The organism is Mucilaginibacter sp. Mucisp73 (genome assembly GCF_059491465.1).
The window spans coordinates 1,088,632-1,105,558 of record NZ_CP168507.1; the positions used below are offsets into that span (position 1 = coordinate 1,088,632).

The window sequence follows — 16,927 nt, forward strand, 5'->3', positions numbered from 1 at the left end:
TTAAACTCAACCTTTAATTTGCCCTCCGATAAACCGGGTACGTTTAGTTTTTGAAGCAGTTGGATTATACCCAAACTGCTTTTTAAAAGCATATGAAAAATGCGATAGGTTTTCGAAGCCTAATTCAAAGTACACCTCAGATGGTTTGCGGTTTTGTTCAACTATTTGGTAGTGGGCAGTTTCGAGGCGCTTTTTGGTGAGCCATTTCTCGGGGGTGTTGCCGAAGGCCTTTTTGAAATCACGTTTAAAAGTAGTTATGCTTCTACCGGTAAGGTAACCGAATTTTGCCACTGTAAGATTAAACATATAGTTCTTCTCCATAAAGTCGGCAAGGTCAATTTTGCCGGGACCTTCAAAATGTCCCAGTAAGTTGTCAACCGATTTATCGATAGCGCGAAGTACTGCAATAGCCTCTGTTATTTTGATATTTGCTATCTCTTCAGGTAAATCATCTGCTACTTCAAAATAAGGTATTAAAGATCCAAACAGGCTTTGCAGCAGCGGATGCTGATTGAGGTATTTAACATCCGGAGGGGCCGGAGCAACCTGAACCTGGGGAAGTGCCGCGTAATACCGTTGTAATGCTTCTTGCGGAAAACAAATGGATATTGATTTAAAAGGCTCTCCGTTTAAAGGTACCTTGTTCATTCTGCCCAACTGGTTTCGCGGCAGTAATACGATATCTCCCGTATGAAAAACAAATTGCTGGTTGGCCGAAGCGATCCTCATTTCACCCGAAAGCACACATACCAATGCGTGCCACGGAAGGATCATTTCCCTACTGTAATGCTTTTCCCGCTTACACGATACAAATATCATTGACCTGCTGGCCGCTCCCGGGTGTTCCATCAGTGTAAAAATAATTATTTAATTATTCCTAATTGAATCAGGCTTTGTGCAGTTGCAACAATTGCTTCTTCTGCGGATCGTGGCGTCCAGCCAAGCATACGCTGAGCTTTTTCGCTGGTGGCGTTCATATTTTGGTCGAGCATTGGGACAATAGTTTTAGCGGTCGGGTTCCAAAGCGCAGTTAAACGCACCAACCAGTTAGGCACATTTTGGGCTTTAACTTTTTTCGCATAATTACCCATACGGCGCTTCAGTATTTTAGCTATGTCAATCATCCATAAGCTTTCACCCGAAATAGCCAAAAAACGTTGACCTTTTGCTGCCGGGTTGGTCATGGCGCGTAAATGCAGATCAGCTACATCGCGTACGTCTACCAGGCCGGTATTGATCCGCGGAGTGCCTTTTAGCTTGCCGAACAACATGCTTTGCACCAACTGAATGGAGTGCGAATAGTCAGTACCTAAAACCGGACCTGCGACTGCAACCGGGTTTACTGTAGCCATTTCCAAATCGTTGCCTTCAGTTTCAATGAACTTCCATGCCGCCTGCTCCGACAGTGTTTTTGATTTTTGATAGGCTGGTACGCGATCATCTATCGGTGTCCAATCGGTTTCATTAAATGGTGTACTGCGCGGTTTGTGACCAAAACCAATCGCGCCGAAAGCTGAAGTAAGTACAACCCGCTTAACGCCGGCATCTCTGGCTGCTTTTAGCACCCTTAGCACACCTTCACGGGCGGGTATAATCATCTCATCTTCATGGTTATAGCCTTTTAGAGGGGTAGGAGAGGCTACGTGCAAAACATAGGTACAGCCAGCCACAGCTTCTTCCCAGCCCGCGTCAGCAGCCAGATCAGCAGCTATAAATGATAGTCGGTCGCCTGCCTCAACGCCGCCGGTTCTGAGCATGTCCCGCACTTCGGCTTCGCGGTTTAATGAACGTAGTGTTGTTTTTACCTTATAACCCGCTTCTATGAGCTGTAGGATACAATGCACCGCGATAAAGCCTGAACCCCCTGTTACCAGTACCTGGATATTGCCATTTGAATTTGTTGTTGTCATTGCATTAGAATTTATAATGCAAAATTGCTGCAAATAGCTGTTGGCAGATTTGTTTAAAAGATCGAAGATACTTTGTTTAAAAGATCAATTTATCAGTCCAAAAGCAGAATGAACAAAGCCTAAACTATAACCCAATCCATTCGGCCTACTCCGTTCTTAGACTTTTTACGGGTTCATTAACGCGGCTTTTATAGCCTGAAAACTAATGGTTAGTAGCATTATTAGAATGCCCCCTGTTCCGGCAGGCATAAACATACCCGGTTCTACAGTAATTCGATAAACGGCAAATAAGGAGAAAGACTTAAGCTGTTAATATAACCCTAAGCCCCGGTCTTTTTCCTGATCCTTAACAAGCCGTTGGCAGTAGTAGCGTAAATAACGCCCTTTGAGTCTTGCACTATCTGGTAAATGGTGAAGCCAGGCAACGGCGAGTTATTGTTGTGGTAATTTTCCCAGCCATTGTTTAAGTCGAACCTGGCAATACCCGACTCATCCGTACCCAGCCACAAAACATGCTCAAACTTATCATACAACATGGTATTAACATGATTAGCAGGCATGCCCGAGTTTTTATCATTATAATGCAGCCAGTTACCATTAAACTTTAGCACGGCTACACCTTCTTTATCACTATCATTTTCACCAGTTTGTTTATTACAATCAACCAGTGAGAAGTAAACATTTCCTTTTTCATCCTCCACCGCGCCCGAAATACTGGCATTTTTCAGTGGAGTGTTAAGGCTATTAAATGAGGTGATAACGCTTTTATCAATCATGATGGTGCCTTTTGACGTACCTATCCAAAGTCGTTTTTGACTATCTACATAAGCAAAAAGTACATTGCTTGAGGGCATTTCAGGCATCGATTTTTTGTTTATCACTACTACTTTATCTTTCCTTTTTACAACAAGACCATTTTGAGTGGTGAAAAGCAATTCGCCATTGCGACTGTTCAGCACCTGGTTAACTCCGCCTGCCAAAAACTGCTTAAAATCAAATAACTGCCAGCCACCGCTGCCGTACATAAATATTTTATTATCGTAATAAACCCATTTATTATTATCCCTGTCGATGGTCACTTCCTTTATGTTAGCATCTGACGGGAATGGCGAATTATATTCATTAACCGGGATAAACGTTGTTCCCTCAAAGCGGGTCATCCCTTTCTCCGTAGCATACCATAACAGATCTGATTGATCCATAGCAGCTGATTTGGCGATGTTATCAACCAGGGGTGAGTTATATTTTGTCCAAACTGTAAAGTCGTAGTTTTTTAATGATGGATTGGCGTAAGTTACAGTCTTATTGTAAATGATCGGATCACCCGGCGGCTTCATTTCGCTTAGGTCCAGCCTTTGTACCTGGCCATAAACGCCGCCGCTTATAAAACGAAAGATCACATTTACAGACGAGGCTACCGGTTTGCCATCTACCTTGGCCGGCTTCCAGATGCAACCGTTCAGATAGGTGATCAACTCGTTAGTAAGGGCGCTTTTGCTTGCATCGTTATGGCTAAGCACGCAGCTGAAACCCCGCTCATCCACCAAAACCTGGAACGTTATGGAACCGGTAGCTTCTTTTAGCAGGTAACGGTTATTGATCCTCGCAGAAACAAAATCAATGGCAAGCTGATCGCAGCTGGCCTTTGTATCGCCGCAATCCATGCAATAATTGGTGATATTACACATCTCTACCTTTTGCAAAAAAAGATTTTGTGCAAACAGGGCCGATGGTAAAATAAAGATAAACAGGCAGATAAATAAAACTCTGCGGATTTTAGTTGGGGATAACAATGCCAGCATTACGCTTATAAATAAAAGAAAGCAAACCCGAAACTCCAAGCGAATGATAGTTAAATAATGTTAAACAAAGATACAAATCCTAAATGAGGATAATATGAAGCCTTTTGCATTTGACTTATATTTCTGTTAAACCTATTTAAAGCTCATTTAGGTTCCTTTTTGTCCGCTTCGGCGGTAAATTGATACAGCGGTTATGCCTATTAACTATCTTTGAGTAATATGCCGTCTCCATTACCAATTAAAAGCCTCATCCGGCTTAACTGGCTGCTTGTATTCACTTTTACCGCGATCATATCGCTGTACTTTATTTTTTTGCTGGACGAGAGACCCCTATATAAAGTGTTTTATATGGGTATGACTGCGTTAGGAATAGGTTTGGTAGCATTTGTAAATGTCAGGATCCTGATTTTATTGGCCCGGAAGCACGGCGTCAGGGGAAAAGCACTTAAGCGGTACCGTTATTTTTTTACATATGCTGCCAGCGCCACTATATACCTGATGCTGGCGCCTGCGTTTGATTATTTTGAACATAAAAGTAAATCATTCCCTTTTCCGTTTTTCCTGTTCATTTTCTTTATTTCCGGTATCCTTGTAAATACAATGATTATCCTGTTGCAGGACTTTGTGATCCTGCAGGCCGATAAATCCCATGCCGATCTTGAGCTTTCCCAGATAAAAGCCGCTCATGCCGAGGCTACAAACCTTCTTTTAAAACAACAGATCCACCCTCACTTCCTGTTTAACGCACTTAACACACTCAAAGCACTGTACCGCAAAGATCCTGTTGCGGGCGATAATTATATTGTTCACCTGGCTAATTTTCTCCGGGCCTCGGTTTATAATCATGCTGCGAAAACTTCGAGCCTTGCCGATGAACTGGCGTTATTGCTCGACTACCTGGAGATGCAAAAGATCAGGTTTGGTTCGGCATTAATTTGTGTTATTGACCTGCCTATCGATATGTTAAACGACCGCTACCTGCCGTCCTTTTCATTACAACCGCTTCTTGAAAACGCGCTTAAACATAATGAGCTAACCCAACAGTCGCCGCTTGTGGTAAACATTTTTTGTTCGGATGATAGGATAGTGGTATCCAATACCCTTAAAAAGAAAAATCTTAATGTAACTTCAACCAACCATGGGCTGGCCAACCTTGCCGAACGGTACAGTCTGTTATCAGGTGATGAAGTTATTATCAGTGAAAATAAAGACACATTTTCTGTAAGTATCAGATTATTGAATAATGAATATAGCGATCATAGAGGATGAGCCGTTAGTTGCCGATGACCTTGAACTAAGTATAACACAACTGATCAGCGAGCCGGTAACCGTAGTACAGCTTCATTCTGTAAAGGAAGCCGTTACCTATTTTTCGGGAAGTAATAAAGCTGATCTCATATTCAGTGATATTCAACTGGGCGACGGGTTAAGTTTCGAAATCTTTGCCACGATATCGATTGATGTCCCTGTGATTTTTTGTACCGCATACGATGAATATGCGCTGGATGCGTTTAAAGCAAACGGAATAGATTACATATTAAAACCCTTTACAACAAAAACGCTTCAACTGGCACTTGAACGCTATGGGCAGTTGAAAAAAGTATTTCAAACGCATCAGCCACCGCAATATGAGGCGCTTATGGAATTGCTGACTAAAAAAGAAACCACCAGACCTTCTTCTGTATTGGTTTATCACCAGGATAAGATCATCCCGATAAAATTAGAGGATATAGCGTTGATCCATCTTTCAAATGAAGTTTCACATTTGGTAACTTTTTCAGGTAAGATATTTTACCCTAACAAAAATTTGGATGAGTTGGAAAAGACATGCGGAAGTTATTTTTTCAGAGCTAACCGCCAGTTTTTGGTGAGCAGGAAGGCTATTGCTGATGTTTCCAGCTTTTTCTCGCGTAAACTTTCTCTCAACCTCAATATCGCATTCAGCGAAAGAATTGTGGTAAGTAAAGGCAAGGCATCCCAGTTTCTTGCATGGCTGGCAAAAGCCTGATAAATGAAAGCTGAAAGCAAAATGCATAAAGCTAAAAGCCAATGTTTTTATTTTTAATTAGAATTAGCCGATGTGAGTTGTTGATGATGCTATGCATTATCTCCAAATGACAGCGTTTTCATGCTGACGGGTAATATATTTTAATCCTTTTTTCCGCTTCCGGTGCCACTTTGCCCGCTTCGGTTACCTTTTCCTTTTATAGGCCACAGCATAAGCTCACTTTTGCGCTATACAATAACAAATGCGCTTTCGGGCAGCAACATTATCTCAAAAACTGAAATTAAAATTTATGAAAAAGCTACTCTTCATTTTAACTTGTTTAATCCTGATATCAACTAAAGGTTTCAGTCAGGGCATCCTTTCGCGCCTGGAGTTTGGGCTTAAAGCAGGCGTCAACTATAGCAACTTTACCAATGCCAGTTTCCCTACCGATCCGTTGGTTGGCTTTCACGCGGGCGCTACTGTAGCGTTTAAGTTCACCGATAATTTCCTGGTACAGGAAGAATTTCTATTTTCATCCCAAGGGGCAAAAATTAAGGGTGGCTCCCTTGGCAATCAAAACCTCAAGCTATCCTATATTTCAGTTCCCTTTTTATTGAAATACCGTGCTAACTCAGGCTTCTATATCGAGGCTGGTCCGCAGGTAGGTATGAAAGCCAAAGAAGATGTTTCGGGCTTAAGTGCCGGTGATTTTGCTAAAAAACTGGACCTGGCAGCAGCCGGAGGTATTGGATACCAGTCAAAACTGGGCCTTGGTATTGGTGTAAGATATGTTTACGGCCTTTCAAAGGTAGGCAACTTTAATATCTCCAATATCAACAACGATTTTAAAAATAATAACGTTCAGGCCAGTTTGTTCTATGTGTTTTAAACAGCTAAGAGATATTAGCATTGAGCTTTGTGCTTTCTGCTTTCAGCTTTTTATTTAAGCTTAAGAGCCTGGTATGAAAATGCCGGGCTTTTTTTACTTTTGCACTATGAGCTACGAAGAATTGAGTGAATACTTTACTAATGTTACATTACCCCAGGAATTAAGGTTAGATCGCGCTACAACTCAGCTCCATGTTGCCGATTTTGTTAAGCAATTATTGAAGAACATGAAAAACTATCCTGATAATTGGCGTCACCAATACCAGTTAATGAGGATCAAAAATGCCCTCGAAAATCCATATAACGGCCCGGAAATTCCGAGGTTTTAGATGTTCTGTTTAGGAAAATAAGTCGTTTTCGCCTAAATAACTCCTGATCATTTTTAGAATGGGTTCGCCCAGGTCTGTTGCTTTTGCATCACCAAAACTTTTTAATTGCGAAAGCTGGTTTAATGACCGTGGTAGCTTAGCAGTGATATCGCGCAGCATGTTTTCAGACACCAGCGTATGTTCGGGGATTTTACGTTCGAGGCTGGTTTCTTTACGCCAGTTGAGTAATTGCTTGTATAGTTCGGGGTTAACAATTTCCTTCTCTTTTGGCAGTGCTTTAGGGTTCCAATTTTTATATACGGGCTTGTAACTTATCCCTGCTTCCTGTACCGACGATAAAACATCCCTGCCCGATGTAGCAATGGGCAGACGTACAAATGCTGCCGTTTTTGCTTTCAGGTTAACCAATAAGTGATTTAAGCTGTCGTAAAACTCGGCAGGAGGGTTGGTGTTATTTATGACAGTATAAAAACTGTTAATAGCCTCCGAAAAAGTATTTAATTTAGGCAGAAAATAGTTAGCAGCATTTTTTAGCCTGCTTATAAACGGGGCATTGGTCCAGATAAGCTGATCATCGGGTAAAGCGCCCAGTTCCTTCCTGATAAAACGGTCGCCGATGGCTTTAATTTCAGTTTCCCAGCTATGATCGGTTTTGCTGATGTTTTCGGATAAGGGACTGTTTTTAATCGCACCGTTTAGCATGATGGTTTTAAGCTGTCTCCATGCACCGGTGAGCATCGAAAAATCAAAAATATCCTTCATTTCTTCCAGGGCTATTTGCCGGATAGTACTTTCCAGCAAATTTTCATCGGGTATGGAGATAGCTGCATTTTGCATAAAGCTGATGATCTCCGGATCAGTGCGGATATTTTGGGGGCGTACAGGCGATTTCAGGATCATGCCCTCGAGCGAGCGGCAACGGCTTAGTGCGACGTAAGCCTGCCCGAATGCGAAGGCCGCATCAACATCAATAACCGCTTTTTCAAACGTAAGTCCCTGGCTTTTGTGTATGGTGATGGCCCAGGCCAGCCTAAGCGGATATTGGCTAAATGAACCGTTATTTTGTTCATTTACTTTCTGCTCATTTTCAGCCAATGCATATTTTACGTTTTGCCAGGTTTCTGGGATCACTTCAAACTCGGTGCCGTCGTCAAGGAAACTAAGGCGAATATTACCCGGTCCCATTGCAACGATGCGCCCCGTTCGGCCGTTATAATATTGCTTTTTACCCGAGCTGTCATTTTTAATGAACATTACTTGTGCCCCAACTTTCAAAACAAGCTCATCTTCGGCGGGGTAGGCATCTTTGGGGAAATCGCCGGTTACGGTGGCTTTAAAAGTGTGGGCTTCACCATCAAGCTCCATTAAACGCTGCTGGTTAATTTCGTTAACAAGTTGGTTATGGGTAGATAGGGTTACATAATCTTTAAGCCAGTTGGCATTCAGATTAGGGTTATAATGTGCGTTAAGCTTGTCCAGCATTTCGTTGTTGGCGTAGCCATTGCGAATACTGTTCAGGATTTCCACAAATACCGGATCTTTTTGGCGGTAAACCTGTGTAAGTTCAAATGTTAACACCGGAAATTTTTGGAATGCAAGGCTATCAAAAAAATAAGGCCCTTTGTAAAACCTTCTGAGTACCGGCCAGTCTTTTTCATAAACAGGGGGGAGCTGAAACAAGTCGCCGATCATCAATAACTGTACACCGCCGAAAGGCCTCGCCGATCCTTTAATCTGGCGCAATACAGTGTCAATATAATCAAGCGTATCGGCCCGCACCATACTGATCTCATCAATAATAAGCAGGTCGAGGCATTTTAATATGTTTGATTTTTCGAGGCTTACCTGCCTGAGCAAGGTGCTGTGATTGTTATGATCGGTTACAGGCACCTGCGGCCCGAAAGGCACCTGGAAAAAGGAGTGAATGGTTACGCCGCCGGCGTTAATAGCTGCTACTGCGGTAGGGGCTACAACCGCCAGATTTTTGGTAACGTTTGCCCTGATCCAGCGGAGAAAAGTGGTTTTACCGGTGCCTGCCTTACCTGTTAAAAATATCGGCCGGTTAGTATTTTCAATAAATTTAAGGACGAGTTCATGAAAAGGCTCCAACACCATACACTTGTTATATTATCGCTCCCCGGATCAGGAAATTATCTTCAAATTTAATAATTAGGTGCGATAGTGCTGGAAACTGTTTGTCAACATATCAGAAAACGACTTTAAATAAAACACACCCAAACGGATAAATTAATTACCTTCTTTGCCGTTTTTTAAGCGCCTGTTTCTTACACGGACATCAATTACAAACTATAACAGGTCTGGTGACGGGTGTAAACATTTGATTAAAAGTGTGTTAAATTTAATTTGCAAAATTTTTAAAAATATTTTGTCAGCACCTGGTGGAAGTTATATATTTGCGGCCACCAATGCGAAAGTAGCTCAGTTGGTAGAGCACGACCTTGCCAAGGTCGGGGTCGCGAGTTCGAATCTCGTCTTTCGCTCTCAAGCCTTTCCCTGTTCAGGGAGAGGCTTTTTTTATACCTCTATATCATCTATTCAACCACCCGATGAAGGAATAATTGGAGATCGGGCAGAAATTTGAAATGCTTAAATTAACCCATAGCAATAGCTGCGTTTTTACTGCTTCCAATTGGGTTGAGATCATTTTAGTAAAAGCCTATCTGTAACAATATCAATACAATGAAGATAGATAGTGAGGGTTGGCCGAGGCAGGGTCATGGCAGGGTTAATTCTTCCCCGGTTCGGGAAAGTTTATATACGCTAATTGAGCTTATGGGCGGGCGTAAAAGCTGTTTGCCTGAAAAAATTGCCTCAATATTTCAGGAAAAAGTTTTGCGGTAACTGTACCAGCGGATAACTTTTAATAGCTCATCTTCTGAGATAATATTATTGCCTGTGGGCTGAAAAACCAGTTCTTTATCCAGTATTGTGGCCCGCAATGGTTGGGACGAACCCGCACTGGTTTGCGTTTCCGGTTCGAAAACGCAGACGCTACTGCCTGAACCGGGAATTAAGATAACGTCGACCCCATCTACGGAGTTCAGTAAATAATTTTGATCCATGCTATACCTTTTGCAAAAAGTATACCTGTTTAGTAACTATTTCTATCAACGGGGATGACCGAAAAATAAAATATAACCATCAGCGTCTGCCAATTCAAAGCCGCGCAAGCCATCAGGAGTATTTTGTAGCGGTACAGTGAAGCTAACACCGCGCGATATAAGCTCTGCGGCCAGCGTATCCGGGTCAGGTACACTAACATACGCGTCCCACCGGGCATCCGGGGCTTGCTTGTAGTTCGGAAGCGGATCCCCGCTTACAGATTTCAGGAAGATCATTGCCCCATCCCGCTGTACAATAGCAAAAAACGGATCGTGATCCGGCTCCTGGAAAACGGTATCAAAACCGAGTTTCTCCCGATAAAAGGATATTGCCGTTGTGACATTGCCTACAATGAAGAATGGAGCAATGCCGGCTATATGTGGCTGATTCATAAGTTGATTTTACAAGACTGCATATAATAAATATATGAAGCAGGTACTGGTTTGGCAATATGTGAAATATGTTTCTCTTTCCAGAATAATATGAACATATAAGTAAGTCTGTCGGATATAAATTTTACCCGACAGATTTTGCATCATAATGTCCTTTATGGCCCATTATAAATAATTGTACAAGACTACAATTGTATGGTGCTAATGATATTAATTTTTGACTATAGTAGATAGTCTTGCTAGTGAGAAGGCTCCGATGGCCATTACAATATCACGCACAGCCACATCTAAGTAGTTGCCGCTTGCCAATAAACTAAGTGCAATTAATACTAACCAGGCACTAACAAGATAAGCTCCTTTTTGCGGATTAAAAAGCACTAATATTCCGGCCACAATTTCAATTATGCCAACAATCATCATAAATACATGTTCGCCGAAAGGAAGCATGGCTTTAATTGTTGGATTGAGATAATGTGACCAATCAGTCAATAGGTTAGTGAATTTGTCGGCTCCCGCTACAACAGGCACTAAACCATAAGTAAACTTTAAAAGAGTTTGAGTGTTTTTAGTTTGATTTTCCATGATTATTTTGAATTAATATCCATTAGAGATTGCCTTTGAACAAAGGGTTACAAAGTTTAATTAGAGGTAATCTGTAACCCTTTAGCTTTACAGTACTCTATTATATAAATCAGATTTTATGAACCCACCTGCCGATCAAATGACAGATACTTTCAGTGACGAGGAGATTGTAAAACGAGTAGTTAATGGCGAAAAGCATTTGTACGAAAAACTAATGCGCAAATTCAACGAAAGATTGTATAGGATCAGCATGTCCATCATTAACGACGATAAGGAGGCTGAAGACATTATGCAAACGGCCTACCTGAACGCCTATCGCCAGTTGTCTAATTTCAAATATCAATCGAGTTTTAGCACCTGGCTAATCCGGATCCTGATTAACGAGAGCCTGTTGCACAAAAAGAGGAAAGCTCAATTAGAAAAAACACTTACGGAACATATTCGCATTGATCACCAACCTGAAACACCTTTAGATAATCTTATGAACAAAGAATTAAAAGCTATTTTAGAAAAGGCGGTATTAACGCTCCCCGAAAAATACAGGTTGGTATTTGTAATGAGGGAGATACAGGGAATGACCACTAATGAAACAATGGAAGCGCTGGAAATAGGGGAGTCTAATGTTAAAATAAGATTGAACCGGGCCAAAGAAATGTTACGCACCGAGTTAAATAGTTATTGGCAGCCCGGAGAACTTCTGGGATTTAACCTTACACGTTGTGATGTGATTGTTAATTATGTGATGGATAGAATCAATGCCGGTTGATAATAATGTTACCAGAAATTTTGTTTTTACTATGGTTAATCTATTAAAAACAAACCGCGATGGGTAACAATCTGGTCTTCGTCGATTTGTTTGCCACTGGCGGAGATAGCAAAGCCGGGATCAGTATATTTGTTTTAAGGAAAGATCACTCTTAATGATCGGCTTCGTTACTTTTAAACGACTTATAAACCGCCCTTCAATTAGTAAACCGCATGAATAAAACAGCATTCGCCCCCAATTTTAAAGCGATGAGATTTGACATGGTCAAATTACTCGTCGTAAGCATATTATGGATTCCGATGGTTTTTATTTCAAACAAATGTTCAGCGCAGGCCACACCCTCACGGGTTTTACTTGCACTTTCAAAAGGCGATCATAATTTGGCGGTCATCAATCCGGTGACTTTAAAGGTTATCGCGCGTATTCCTGTGGGATCCGATCCTCATGAAGTTATAGCCTCAGCCGATGGAAAGACGGCTTATGTTTCCATCTACGGTGGAGGAAGCCTGCACGAGCTGAGCGTAATTGATCTTGTGGCGCAAAAAGCGCTGCCCGCCATTGATACCAAACCATTGATGGGGCCACATGGGTTAACATTTGCGGGAGGAAAAGTTTGGTTCTCGGCCGAAGGCGCTAAAGCTGTTGGCCGCTATGATCCTGCAACCGGCAAATTTGACTGGGCTATGGGAACAGGCCAGGATAGAACGCACATGATCTATGTAACCGATGATGAGAAAAAGGTGTTCACCACAAATGTATCTTCAGCAACTGTAAGCATTTTGGAGGATAGTTTGCTGAAGCCAATGGGGCCTCCGGGCGGTTTTGCACCTCCGGCACGCCATGACTGGGTGCAAACTGTTATCCCGGTAGCTAAAGGTTCTGAGGGTTTTGATGTATCACCCAATGGGCGCGAATTATGGACTGCAGGTGCTGAGGATGGCAATATTTCGATCATCGATATCGCGGCCAAAAAGGTAACTGCCACAATTGATGCAAAGGTGGCAGGTGCCAACCGGCTTAAATTTACGCCTGATGGCAAACGTGTATTGATTACCAGTCTTCGTACCGGCGACTTGTTCATTTTTGATGCCACTTCGCATCAGGAAATAAAACGTATAAATACCGGCCATGGGGCAGCAGGCATTCTGGTAGACGATGACGGATCGCGTGCATTTATAGGCTGCACCGGCGATAATTATGTGGCAGTGATCGACCTCAATAAATTAGAAGTGGCCGGGCATATTGATATTCGCGGGGCTGATGGTTTGGCCTGGGCGGTGAGGCGTTGATGCCGTGATAATTTATTAGCTTTAGGCTTCGTATTCTGCTTTTAGTCGTATAAAAAAGTATTTACAATCAAAGGGGTAAGTAAGGGACAGTTAAGTATCATTTTATTAGCATATTGCTGTACCAATTACTTTTACTGTAAACCCAATTATGACAAAAAATCCTGCCCCGATAGTTAAACTGGCTATCCTGATTTTATTACTGTTATTTTCATTTATACAAATTAACCTTTACGGTGCTGTAAAAGGGACCCGGATAGTTAACCTGCAGGTGGAATATACTGACCATCCTATTGGGATTGATGTTAAACTGCCCCGGTTTAGCTGGCAAATGCTGGCCCCCGAAGGATCGAGAGGCTATAACCAGGTTGCTTATCAGATCATCGTAAAAGATGCACAGGGAAAAGTGGTATGGAATAGCACCAGAATAAAAAGCGGAACAGCCTTAGCTGTGGTTTACGCAGGCTCGCCGCTTAAAGCAGCAACCCGCTATAACTGGACGGTAAATGTATGGGATCAGGCAGGTGGTGTTTCTTCCTCGGGCTCCTGGTTTGAAACGGGGCTCATGGACACGGGAATGTCGGCATGGGATGGCGCGCAATGGATAGGGGGAGGAGATAATGACCTGGTGCTTTATGCGCATTACCTGCCGCTGTATAACCTGAAATATAAAGTGGCTATCGCTCCGGGGAGCTCCAGGGCAAGCCTGATTTTTGCCGCTAATGACCCACGACTGATGGACAGTAACAGGAATATTTTTCAGCTTGCCAATAAAAAGAACCAATCTTATTTTAAAGTGGAGGTGGATATTTCAGGCCTGGATCAGGGAGGCAATGCACGGATCAACGTATACAGAGCAGGGTATTCGGAAAAAGATACATTGGATAAAGTATTTAAAAGCTTCCCAATAAAAACCGACCTGATTGGCAACGGTAATAAAAACAAACAACACTCCATATTGATCAATAATGAGCTTGGTACACTTACATTCACTGTTGATGATAATAAAACATTTTTAGCAGATGAGAAAGATGCGACTGCTATAGCCCAGCCTGTGCCTGCAAACCGCGACGCCGTGATAACACTTAATCCGCTTGGCCGCCATGATGTAATCTCTTTTGGAATGCTTGGAGAGATAGGTTTTTCTGTAGATAAAGGTCAGAAAGCTGAATTTTCTGAGCTGACGGTTTCCAATTTCAGGTCGCCGCGCAACAATTTATTCAGCGAAAAGCCCGAAGAACATAATTACAAAGGGATTTTTAAAGAAGCTGTTATTACTCCTTCATCCGGTTTAGTTATAAAAGATGGGAAATATGAAATAGATGGCGGAAGTGCAGGCGCATTTATCCTTGCCGATCCCAGTCATAACGCTATGCCTATGCTGCGCTCGGTTTTTAATGCCGATAAAAGTATTTCGCAGGCAAGGCTTTATGTAACGGCAAGGGGGATTTATGAAATCTATCTTAACGGTAAACGGGTAGGTAACGATTATTACAACCCCGGCCTTACACAATATAACAAAACTCATCTTTATCAAACCTACGATGTAACCGGTATGGTAAGTAAAGGGAAAAACGCTATTGGTGCTATGCTCGGCGAAGGCTGGTGGAGCGGCTTGTTGAGCTACGGCTCGGTCTGGAACCATTTTGGCGACAGGCAATCCTTATTAGCCAAGCTGGTTATTACTTATACTGATGGTTCGCAGGAGGTGATCAAAACCAATAACAAAAACTGGAAATATTATAACGATGGCCCTGTTGTTTACAGCAGCCTGGATATGGGCGAGGTTGATGATGCCACCAAGGAAGTTGCAATTAAAGACTGGAACACGGTAGCTTATGATGATCACAACTGGCAAAAAGCGCAGGAAGTATCTCTAAAAGGAACAACATACACGGGGGATGACGTCGACTATTTCGGGAAAAAGATCCCGCTGGATTTTGATCATATTTCGATGATCGGGCAGATCGGAACATCGGCAGGAATTTATAAAACCCTTACTGCAAAAGCAGTGAAAGAAGTTAGAAAAGGTGTTTATGTATATGACATGGGACAGAATTTTGTAGGTGTGCCCAAGATCAGCATCAAAAATGGTATCGCCGGAAAAAAACTGACCTTGCGTTATGCCGAAATCCTGTATCCCAACCTGAAGGAGTCTGGTAAAAATGTAGGTATGATCATGACCGAAAATTACCGCGCAGCACTGAGTCAGGATCTTTATATCATGAAGGATGGCGATCAGGTGATCCAACCGCATTTTACATCGCATGGTTATCAATATATCGAAATTACTGGCATTGATAGGCCGCTGCCGTTAGAGGATGTACAAGGCCTGGTTATAAGTTCTGTAAAAAAACTCACTGCCAATTATGCTACCTCCAATCCAAAGGTGAACAAACTATGGTCCAACCTAACGTGGTCAAACATCGATAACTTCCTTACTATACCAACCGATTGCCCGCAAAGGAATGAGCGGATGGGCTGGTCGGGCGATATCAGTATTTTTTCGCGTACTGCAACCTATGTATCCAATGCCGATCAGTTTCTGCGCAGGCATATGCTGGCCATGCGCGATTTGCAAAATGAGCAAGGGCGATTTACCGATATAGCGCCTGTTGGCGGCGGATTTGGCGGCGTGATTTGGGGAAGCGCTGGCATTACTGTAGCCTGGGAAACTTACCAGCAATATAATGATGTATCATTACTTGCCGAACATTATGAAGCAATGAGCAGGTATATGGATTACATCGACTCAACTATTGATCCTAAAACCGGCTTTAGTACGGATGGTGTGCTGGGCGACTGGCTTGGACCACAATATATGCAGCTTGGCACTGCTTTCCCGGTTACAGCTTATCATGTTTATGATTTGGGCATTATGACAAAGGTGGCCGCTATTTTAGGAAAGAAAGATGATGCTGAGAAATTCAGGAAAAAATATGAAGAGCGAAAAACCTTCTTCAACAAAACATTTGTTAACGCTGATAAAAAAGCCGTAGGTGTTGTTGGTGGTGGGATGTTTGGCGAGCCCGGCAAAAAAGAGTTTAAAGTTTCGGATACGCAAACGGCCTATGCAACAGGTTTGGCACTTGGCGTATTTAGCAACGAAAATATCAGTTATATGGCAAAGAACCTTGAGGCTGCCGTTGAACACGAGAATAAAGATGACCAGGGGATTGTCCGCCCTGCTTATTCTCTTATGACCGGATTTGTAGGTACGGGCGCGATCAGTAAAGCCCTTTCAGATAACGGGCACTCGGACCTTGCTTATAAAATGTTGCAGAACGAGCATTATCCATCGTGGCTGTATGCTATTAATCAGGGCGCTACAACTATATGGGAAAGGCTGAACGGGTATACTGTAGAAAACGGCTTTGGCGGTAATAACAGCATGAACTCTTTTAACCACTATTCATTTGGCGCTGTTGGTCAATGGATGATTGCTTATTCTATCGGGATCCAGCGTGATGAACCTGGTTTTAAGAAATTTATTTTGCAGCCTGAGCCTGACCCGACCGGGGAGATGACCTGGGCTAAAGGATCTTATGATTCACCTTATGGACGGATAAACAGTAGCTGGTCCGTAAGCGGTAAAACATTGACCTATGATGCAACTGTTCCGGCGAATACCACAGCTACATTGTTTCTTCCGGCAGTTACTGTTAAAGGTATAACTGAAGGCGGTAAGCCTGTGGCAGGGGCAAAGGGTATCAGCTTTATCAGATTTGAAGGAAACAAAGCGATTTATCGTTTGATGCCGGGAGCTTACCGGTTTACATCAAGCTTATAAAGCTGTGCCCGAAGCAATTTTGGAAGTATTGATCGCAATGATTATTGATGAGGTTGGGGACCGATACTT

At 42.6% G+C, this 16,927-nt stretch carries 14 protein-coding genes and 1 tRNA gene; 8 read left to right on the plus strand and 7 right to left on the minus strand.

The window, feature by feature from the left end:
• Positions 1 to 6 precede the first annotated feature (6 nt).
• The 3 genes from ACEN82_RS04900 to ACEN82_RS04910 form a co-directional block, all read right to left on the minus strand.
• Positions 7 to 849 (minus strand): helix-turn-helix domain-containing protein, encoded by an 843-nt coding sequence (locus tag ACEN82_RS04900; RefSeq protein WP_413319618.1) that lies wholly within the window; start codon positions 847 to 849, stop codon positions 7 to 9.
• Positions 850 to 863: 14 nt separating this feature from the next.
• Complete coding sequence (locus tag ACEN82_RS04905; protein WP_413319620.1) at positions 864 to 1,910, minus strand: SDR family oxidoreductase; 1,047 nt, start codon at positions 1,908 to 1,910, stop codon at positions 864 to 866.
• A 320-nt stretch (positions 1,911 to 2,230) separates the two neighbouring features.
• Positions 2,231 to 3,712 carry a ligand-binding sensor domain-containing protein gene (locus ACEN82_RS04910; protein ID WP_413319622.1) on the minus strand — a complete coding sequence of 494 codons (1,482 nt, stop codon included), beginning with the start codon at positions 3,710 to 3,712 and terminating at the stop codon, positions 2,231 to 2,233.
• 219 nt (positions 3,713 to 3,931) lie between these two features.
• Between ACEN82_RS04910 and ACEN82_RS04915 the strand changes: the two genes are divergently transcribed.
• From ACEN82_RS04915 to ACEN82_RS04930, 4 genes are all read left to right on the plus strand, one after another.
• Positions 3,932 to 4,981 (plus strand): sensor histidine kinase, encoded by a 1,050-nt coding sequence (locus ACEN82_RS04915; RefSeq protein ID WP_413319624.1) that lies wholly within the window; start codon positions 3,932 to 3,934, stop codon positions 4,979 to 4,981.
• On the plus strand, positions 4,956 to 5,720 hold the full coding sequence (locus tag ACEN82_RS04920) for a LytR/AlgR family response regulator transcription factor (protein ID WP_413319626.1): 765 nt from the start codon (positions 4,956 to 4,958) through the stop codon (positions 5,718 to 5,720). The genes ACEN82_RS04915 and ACEN82_RS04920 overlap by 26 nt, the downstream gene beginning before the upstream one ends.
• A gap of 289 nt (positions 5,721 to 6,009) precedes the next feature.
• The gene (locus tag ACEN82_RS04925) at positions 6,010 to 6,591 is read left to right on the plus strand and encodes a porin family protein (RefSeq protein ID WP_413319628.1); all 582 of its coding nucleotides are present in this window, start codon (positions 6,010 to 6,012) and stop codon (positions 6,589 to 6,591) included.
• Between the two features lie 106 nt (positions 6,592 to 6,697).
• Positions 6,698 to 6,919: a DUF6965 family protein gene (locus ACEN82_RS04930; protein WP_129570495.1), complete on the plus strand. Its 222-nt coding sequence runs from the start codon at positions 6,698 to 6,700 to the stop codon at positions 6,917 to 6,919.
• Between the two features lie 9 nt (positions 6,920 to 6,928).
• Here ACEN82_RS04930 and ACEN82_RS04935 read toward each other — a convergent pair whose 3' ends face one another.
• Entirely contained in the window at positions 6,929 to 9,034 is a 2,106-nt protein-coding gene (locus ACEN82_RS04935; RefSeq protein ID WP_413319630.1) for an AAA family ATPase, read from the minus strand.
• Positions 9,035 to 9,347: 313 nt separating this feature from the next.
• Here ACEN82_RS04935 and ACEN82_RS04940 point away from each other — a divergent pair.
• Positions 9,348 to 9,420: transfer RNA gene (locus ACEN82_RS04940), tRNA-Gly, on the plus strand.
• A gap of 339 nt (positions 9,421 to 9,759) precedes the next feature.
• Here the strand turns inward: ACEN82_RS04940 and ACEN82_RS04945 are convergent.
• The 3 genes from ACEN82_RS04945 to ACEN82_RS04955 form a co-directional block, all read right to left on the minus strand.
• Positions 9,760 to 10,002 carry a hypothetical protein gene (locus ACEN82_RS04945; RefSeq protein WP_413319632.1) on the minus strand — a complete coding sequence of 81 codons (243 nt, stop codon included), beginning with the start codon at positions 10,000 to 10,002 and terminating at the stop codon, positions 9,760 to 9,762.
• Positions 10,003 to 10,047: 45 nt separating this feature from the next.
• Positions 10,048 to 10,434 (minus strand): VOC family protein, encoded by a 387-nt coding sequence (locus ACEN82_RS04950; RefSeq protein WP_413319634.1) that lies wholly within the window; start codon positions 10,432 to 10,434, stop codon positions 10,048 to 10,050.
• Positions 10,435 to 10,644: 210 nt separating this feature from the next.
• On the minus strand, positions 10,645 to 11,016 hold the full coding sequence (locus ACEN82_RS04955) for a hypothetical protein (RefSeq protein ID WP_176628624.1): 372 nt from the start codon (positions 11,014 to 11,016) through the stop codon (positions 10,645 to 10,647).
• A 118-nt stretch (positions 11,017 to 11,134) separates the two neighbouring features.
• On the opposite strand from ACEN82_RS04955, the gene ACEN82_RS04960 reads away from it, so the two are divergent.
• The 3 genes from ACEN82_RS04960 (at position 11,135) to ACEN82_RS04970 (ending at position 16,858) form a co-directional block, all read left to right on the plus strand.
• On the plus strand, positions 11,135 to 11,782 hold the full coding sequence (locus ACEN82_RS04960) for an RNA polymerase sigma factor (RefSeq protein ID WP_495644082.1): 648 nt from the start codon (positions 11,135 to 11,137) through the stop codon (positions 11,780 to 11,782).
• A 212-nt stretch (positions 11,783 to 11,994) separates the two neighbouring features.
• Positions 11,995 to 13,071, plus strand: a complete 1,077-nt coding sequence (locus ACEN82_RS04965; protein WP_413319638.1) for a YncE family protein — start codon at positions 11,995 to 11,997, stop codon at positions 13,069 to 13,071.
• A 148-nt stretch (positions 13,072 to 13,219) separates the two neighbouring features.
• On the plus strand, positions 13,220 to 16,858 hold the full coding sequence (locus ACEN82_RS04970; protein WP_413319640.1) for a family 78 glycoside hydrolase catalytic domain: 3,639 nt from the start codon (positions 13,220 to 13,222) through the stop codon (positions 16,856 to 16,858).
• Positions 16,859 to 16,927 lie beyond the last annotated feature (69 nt).

Bases quoted from the DNA above. Each gene is read 5' to 3' on its own strand.
- ACEN82_RS04920 (WP_413319626.1), top strand. From the start codon at position 4,956: ATGAATATAGCGATCATAGAGGATGAGCCGTTAGTTGCCGATGACCTT.
- ACEN82_RS04935 (WP_413319630.1), bottom strand. From the start codon at position 9,034: ATGGTGTTGGAGCCTTTTCATGAACTCGTCCTTAAATTTATTGAAAAT.
- ACEN82_RS04915 (WP_413319624.1), top strand. From the start codon at position 3,932: ATGCCGTCTCCATTACCAATTAAAAGCCTCATCCGGCTTAACTGGCTG.
- ACEN82_RS04930 (WP_129570495.1), top strand. From the start codon at position 6,698: ATGAGCTACGAAGAATTGAGTGAATACTTTACTAATGTTACATTACCC.
- ACEN82_RS04900 (WP_413319618.1), bottom strand. From the start codon at position 849: ATGGAACACCCGGGAGCGGCCAGCAGGTCAATGATATTTGTATCGTGT.
- ACEN82_RS04925 (WP_413319628.1), top strand. From the start codon at position 6,010: ATGAAAAAGCTACTCTTCATTTTAACTTGTTTAATCCTGATATCAACT.
- ACEN82_RS04950 (WP_413319634.1), bottom strand. From the start codon at position 10,434: ATGAATCAGCCACATATAGCCGGCATTGCTCCATTCTTCATTGTAGGC.
- ACEN82_RS04970 (WP_413319640.1), top strand. From the start codon at position 13,220: ATGACAAAAAATCCTGCCCCGATAGTTAAACTGGCTATCCTGATTTTA.
- ACEN82_RS04955 (WP_176628624.1), bottom strand. From the start codon at position 11,016: ATGGAAAATCAAACTAAAAACACTCAAACTCTTTTAAAGTTTACTTAT.
- ACEN82_RS04960 (WP_495644082.1), top strand. From the start codon at position 11,135: ATGAACCCACCTGCCGATCAAATGACAGATACTTTCAGTGACGAGGAG.
- ACEN82_RS04910 (WP_413319622.1), bottom strand. From the start codon at position 3,712: ATGCTGGCATTGTTATCCCCAACTAAAATCCGCAGAGTTTTATTTATC.
- ACEN82_RS04965 (WP_413319638.1), top strand. From the start codon at position 11,995: ATGAATAAAACAGCATTCGCCCCCAATTTTAAAGCGATGAGATTTGAC.
- ACEN82_RS04905 (WP_413319620.1), bottom strand. From the start codon at position 1,910: ATGACAACAACAAATTCAAATGGCAATATCCAGGTACTGGTAACAGGG.
- ACEN82_RS04945 (WP_413319632.1), bottom strand. From the start codon at position 10,002: ATGGATCAAAATTATTTACTGAACTCCGTAGATGGGGTCGACGTTATC.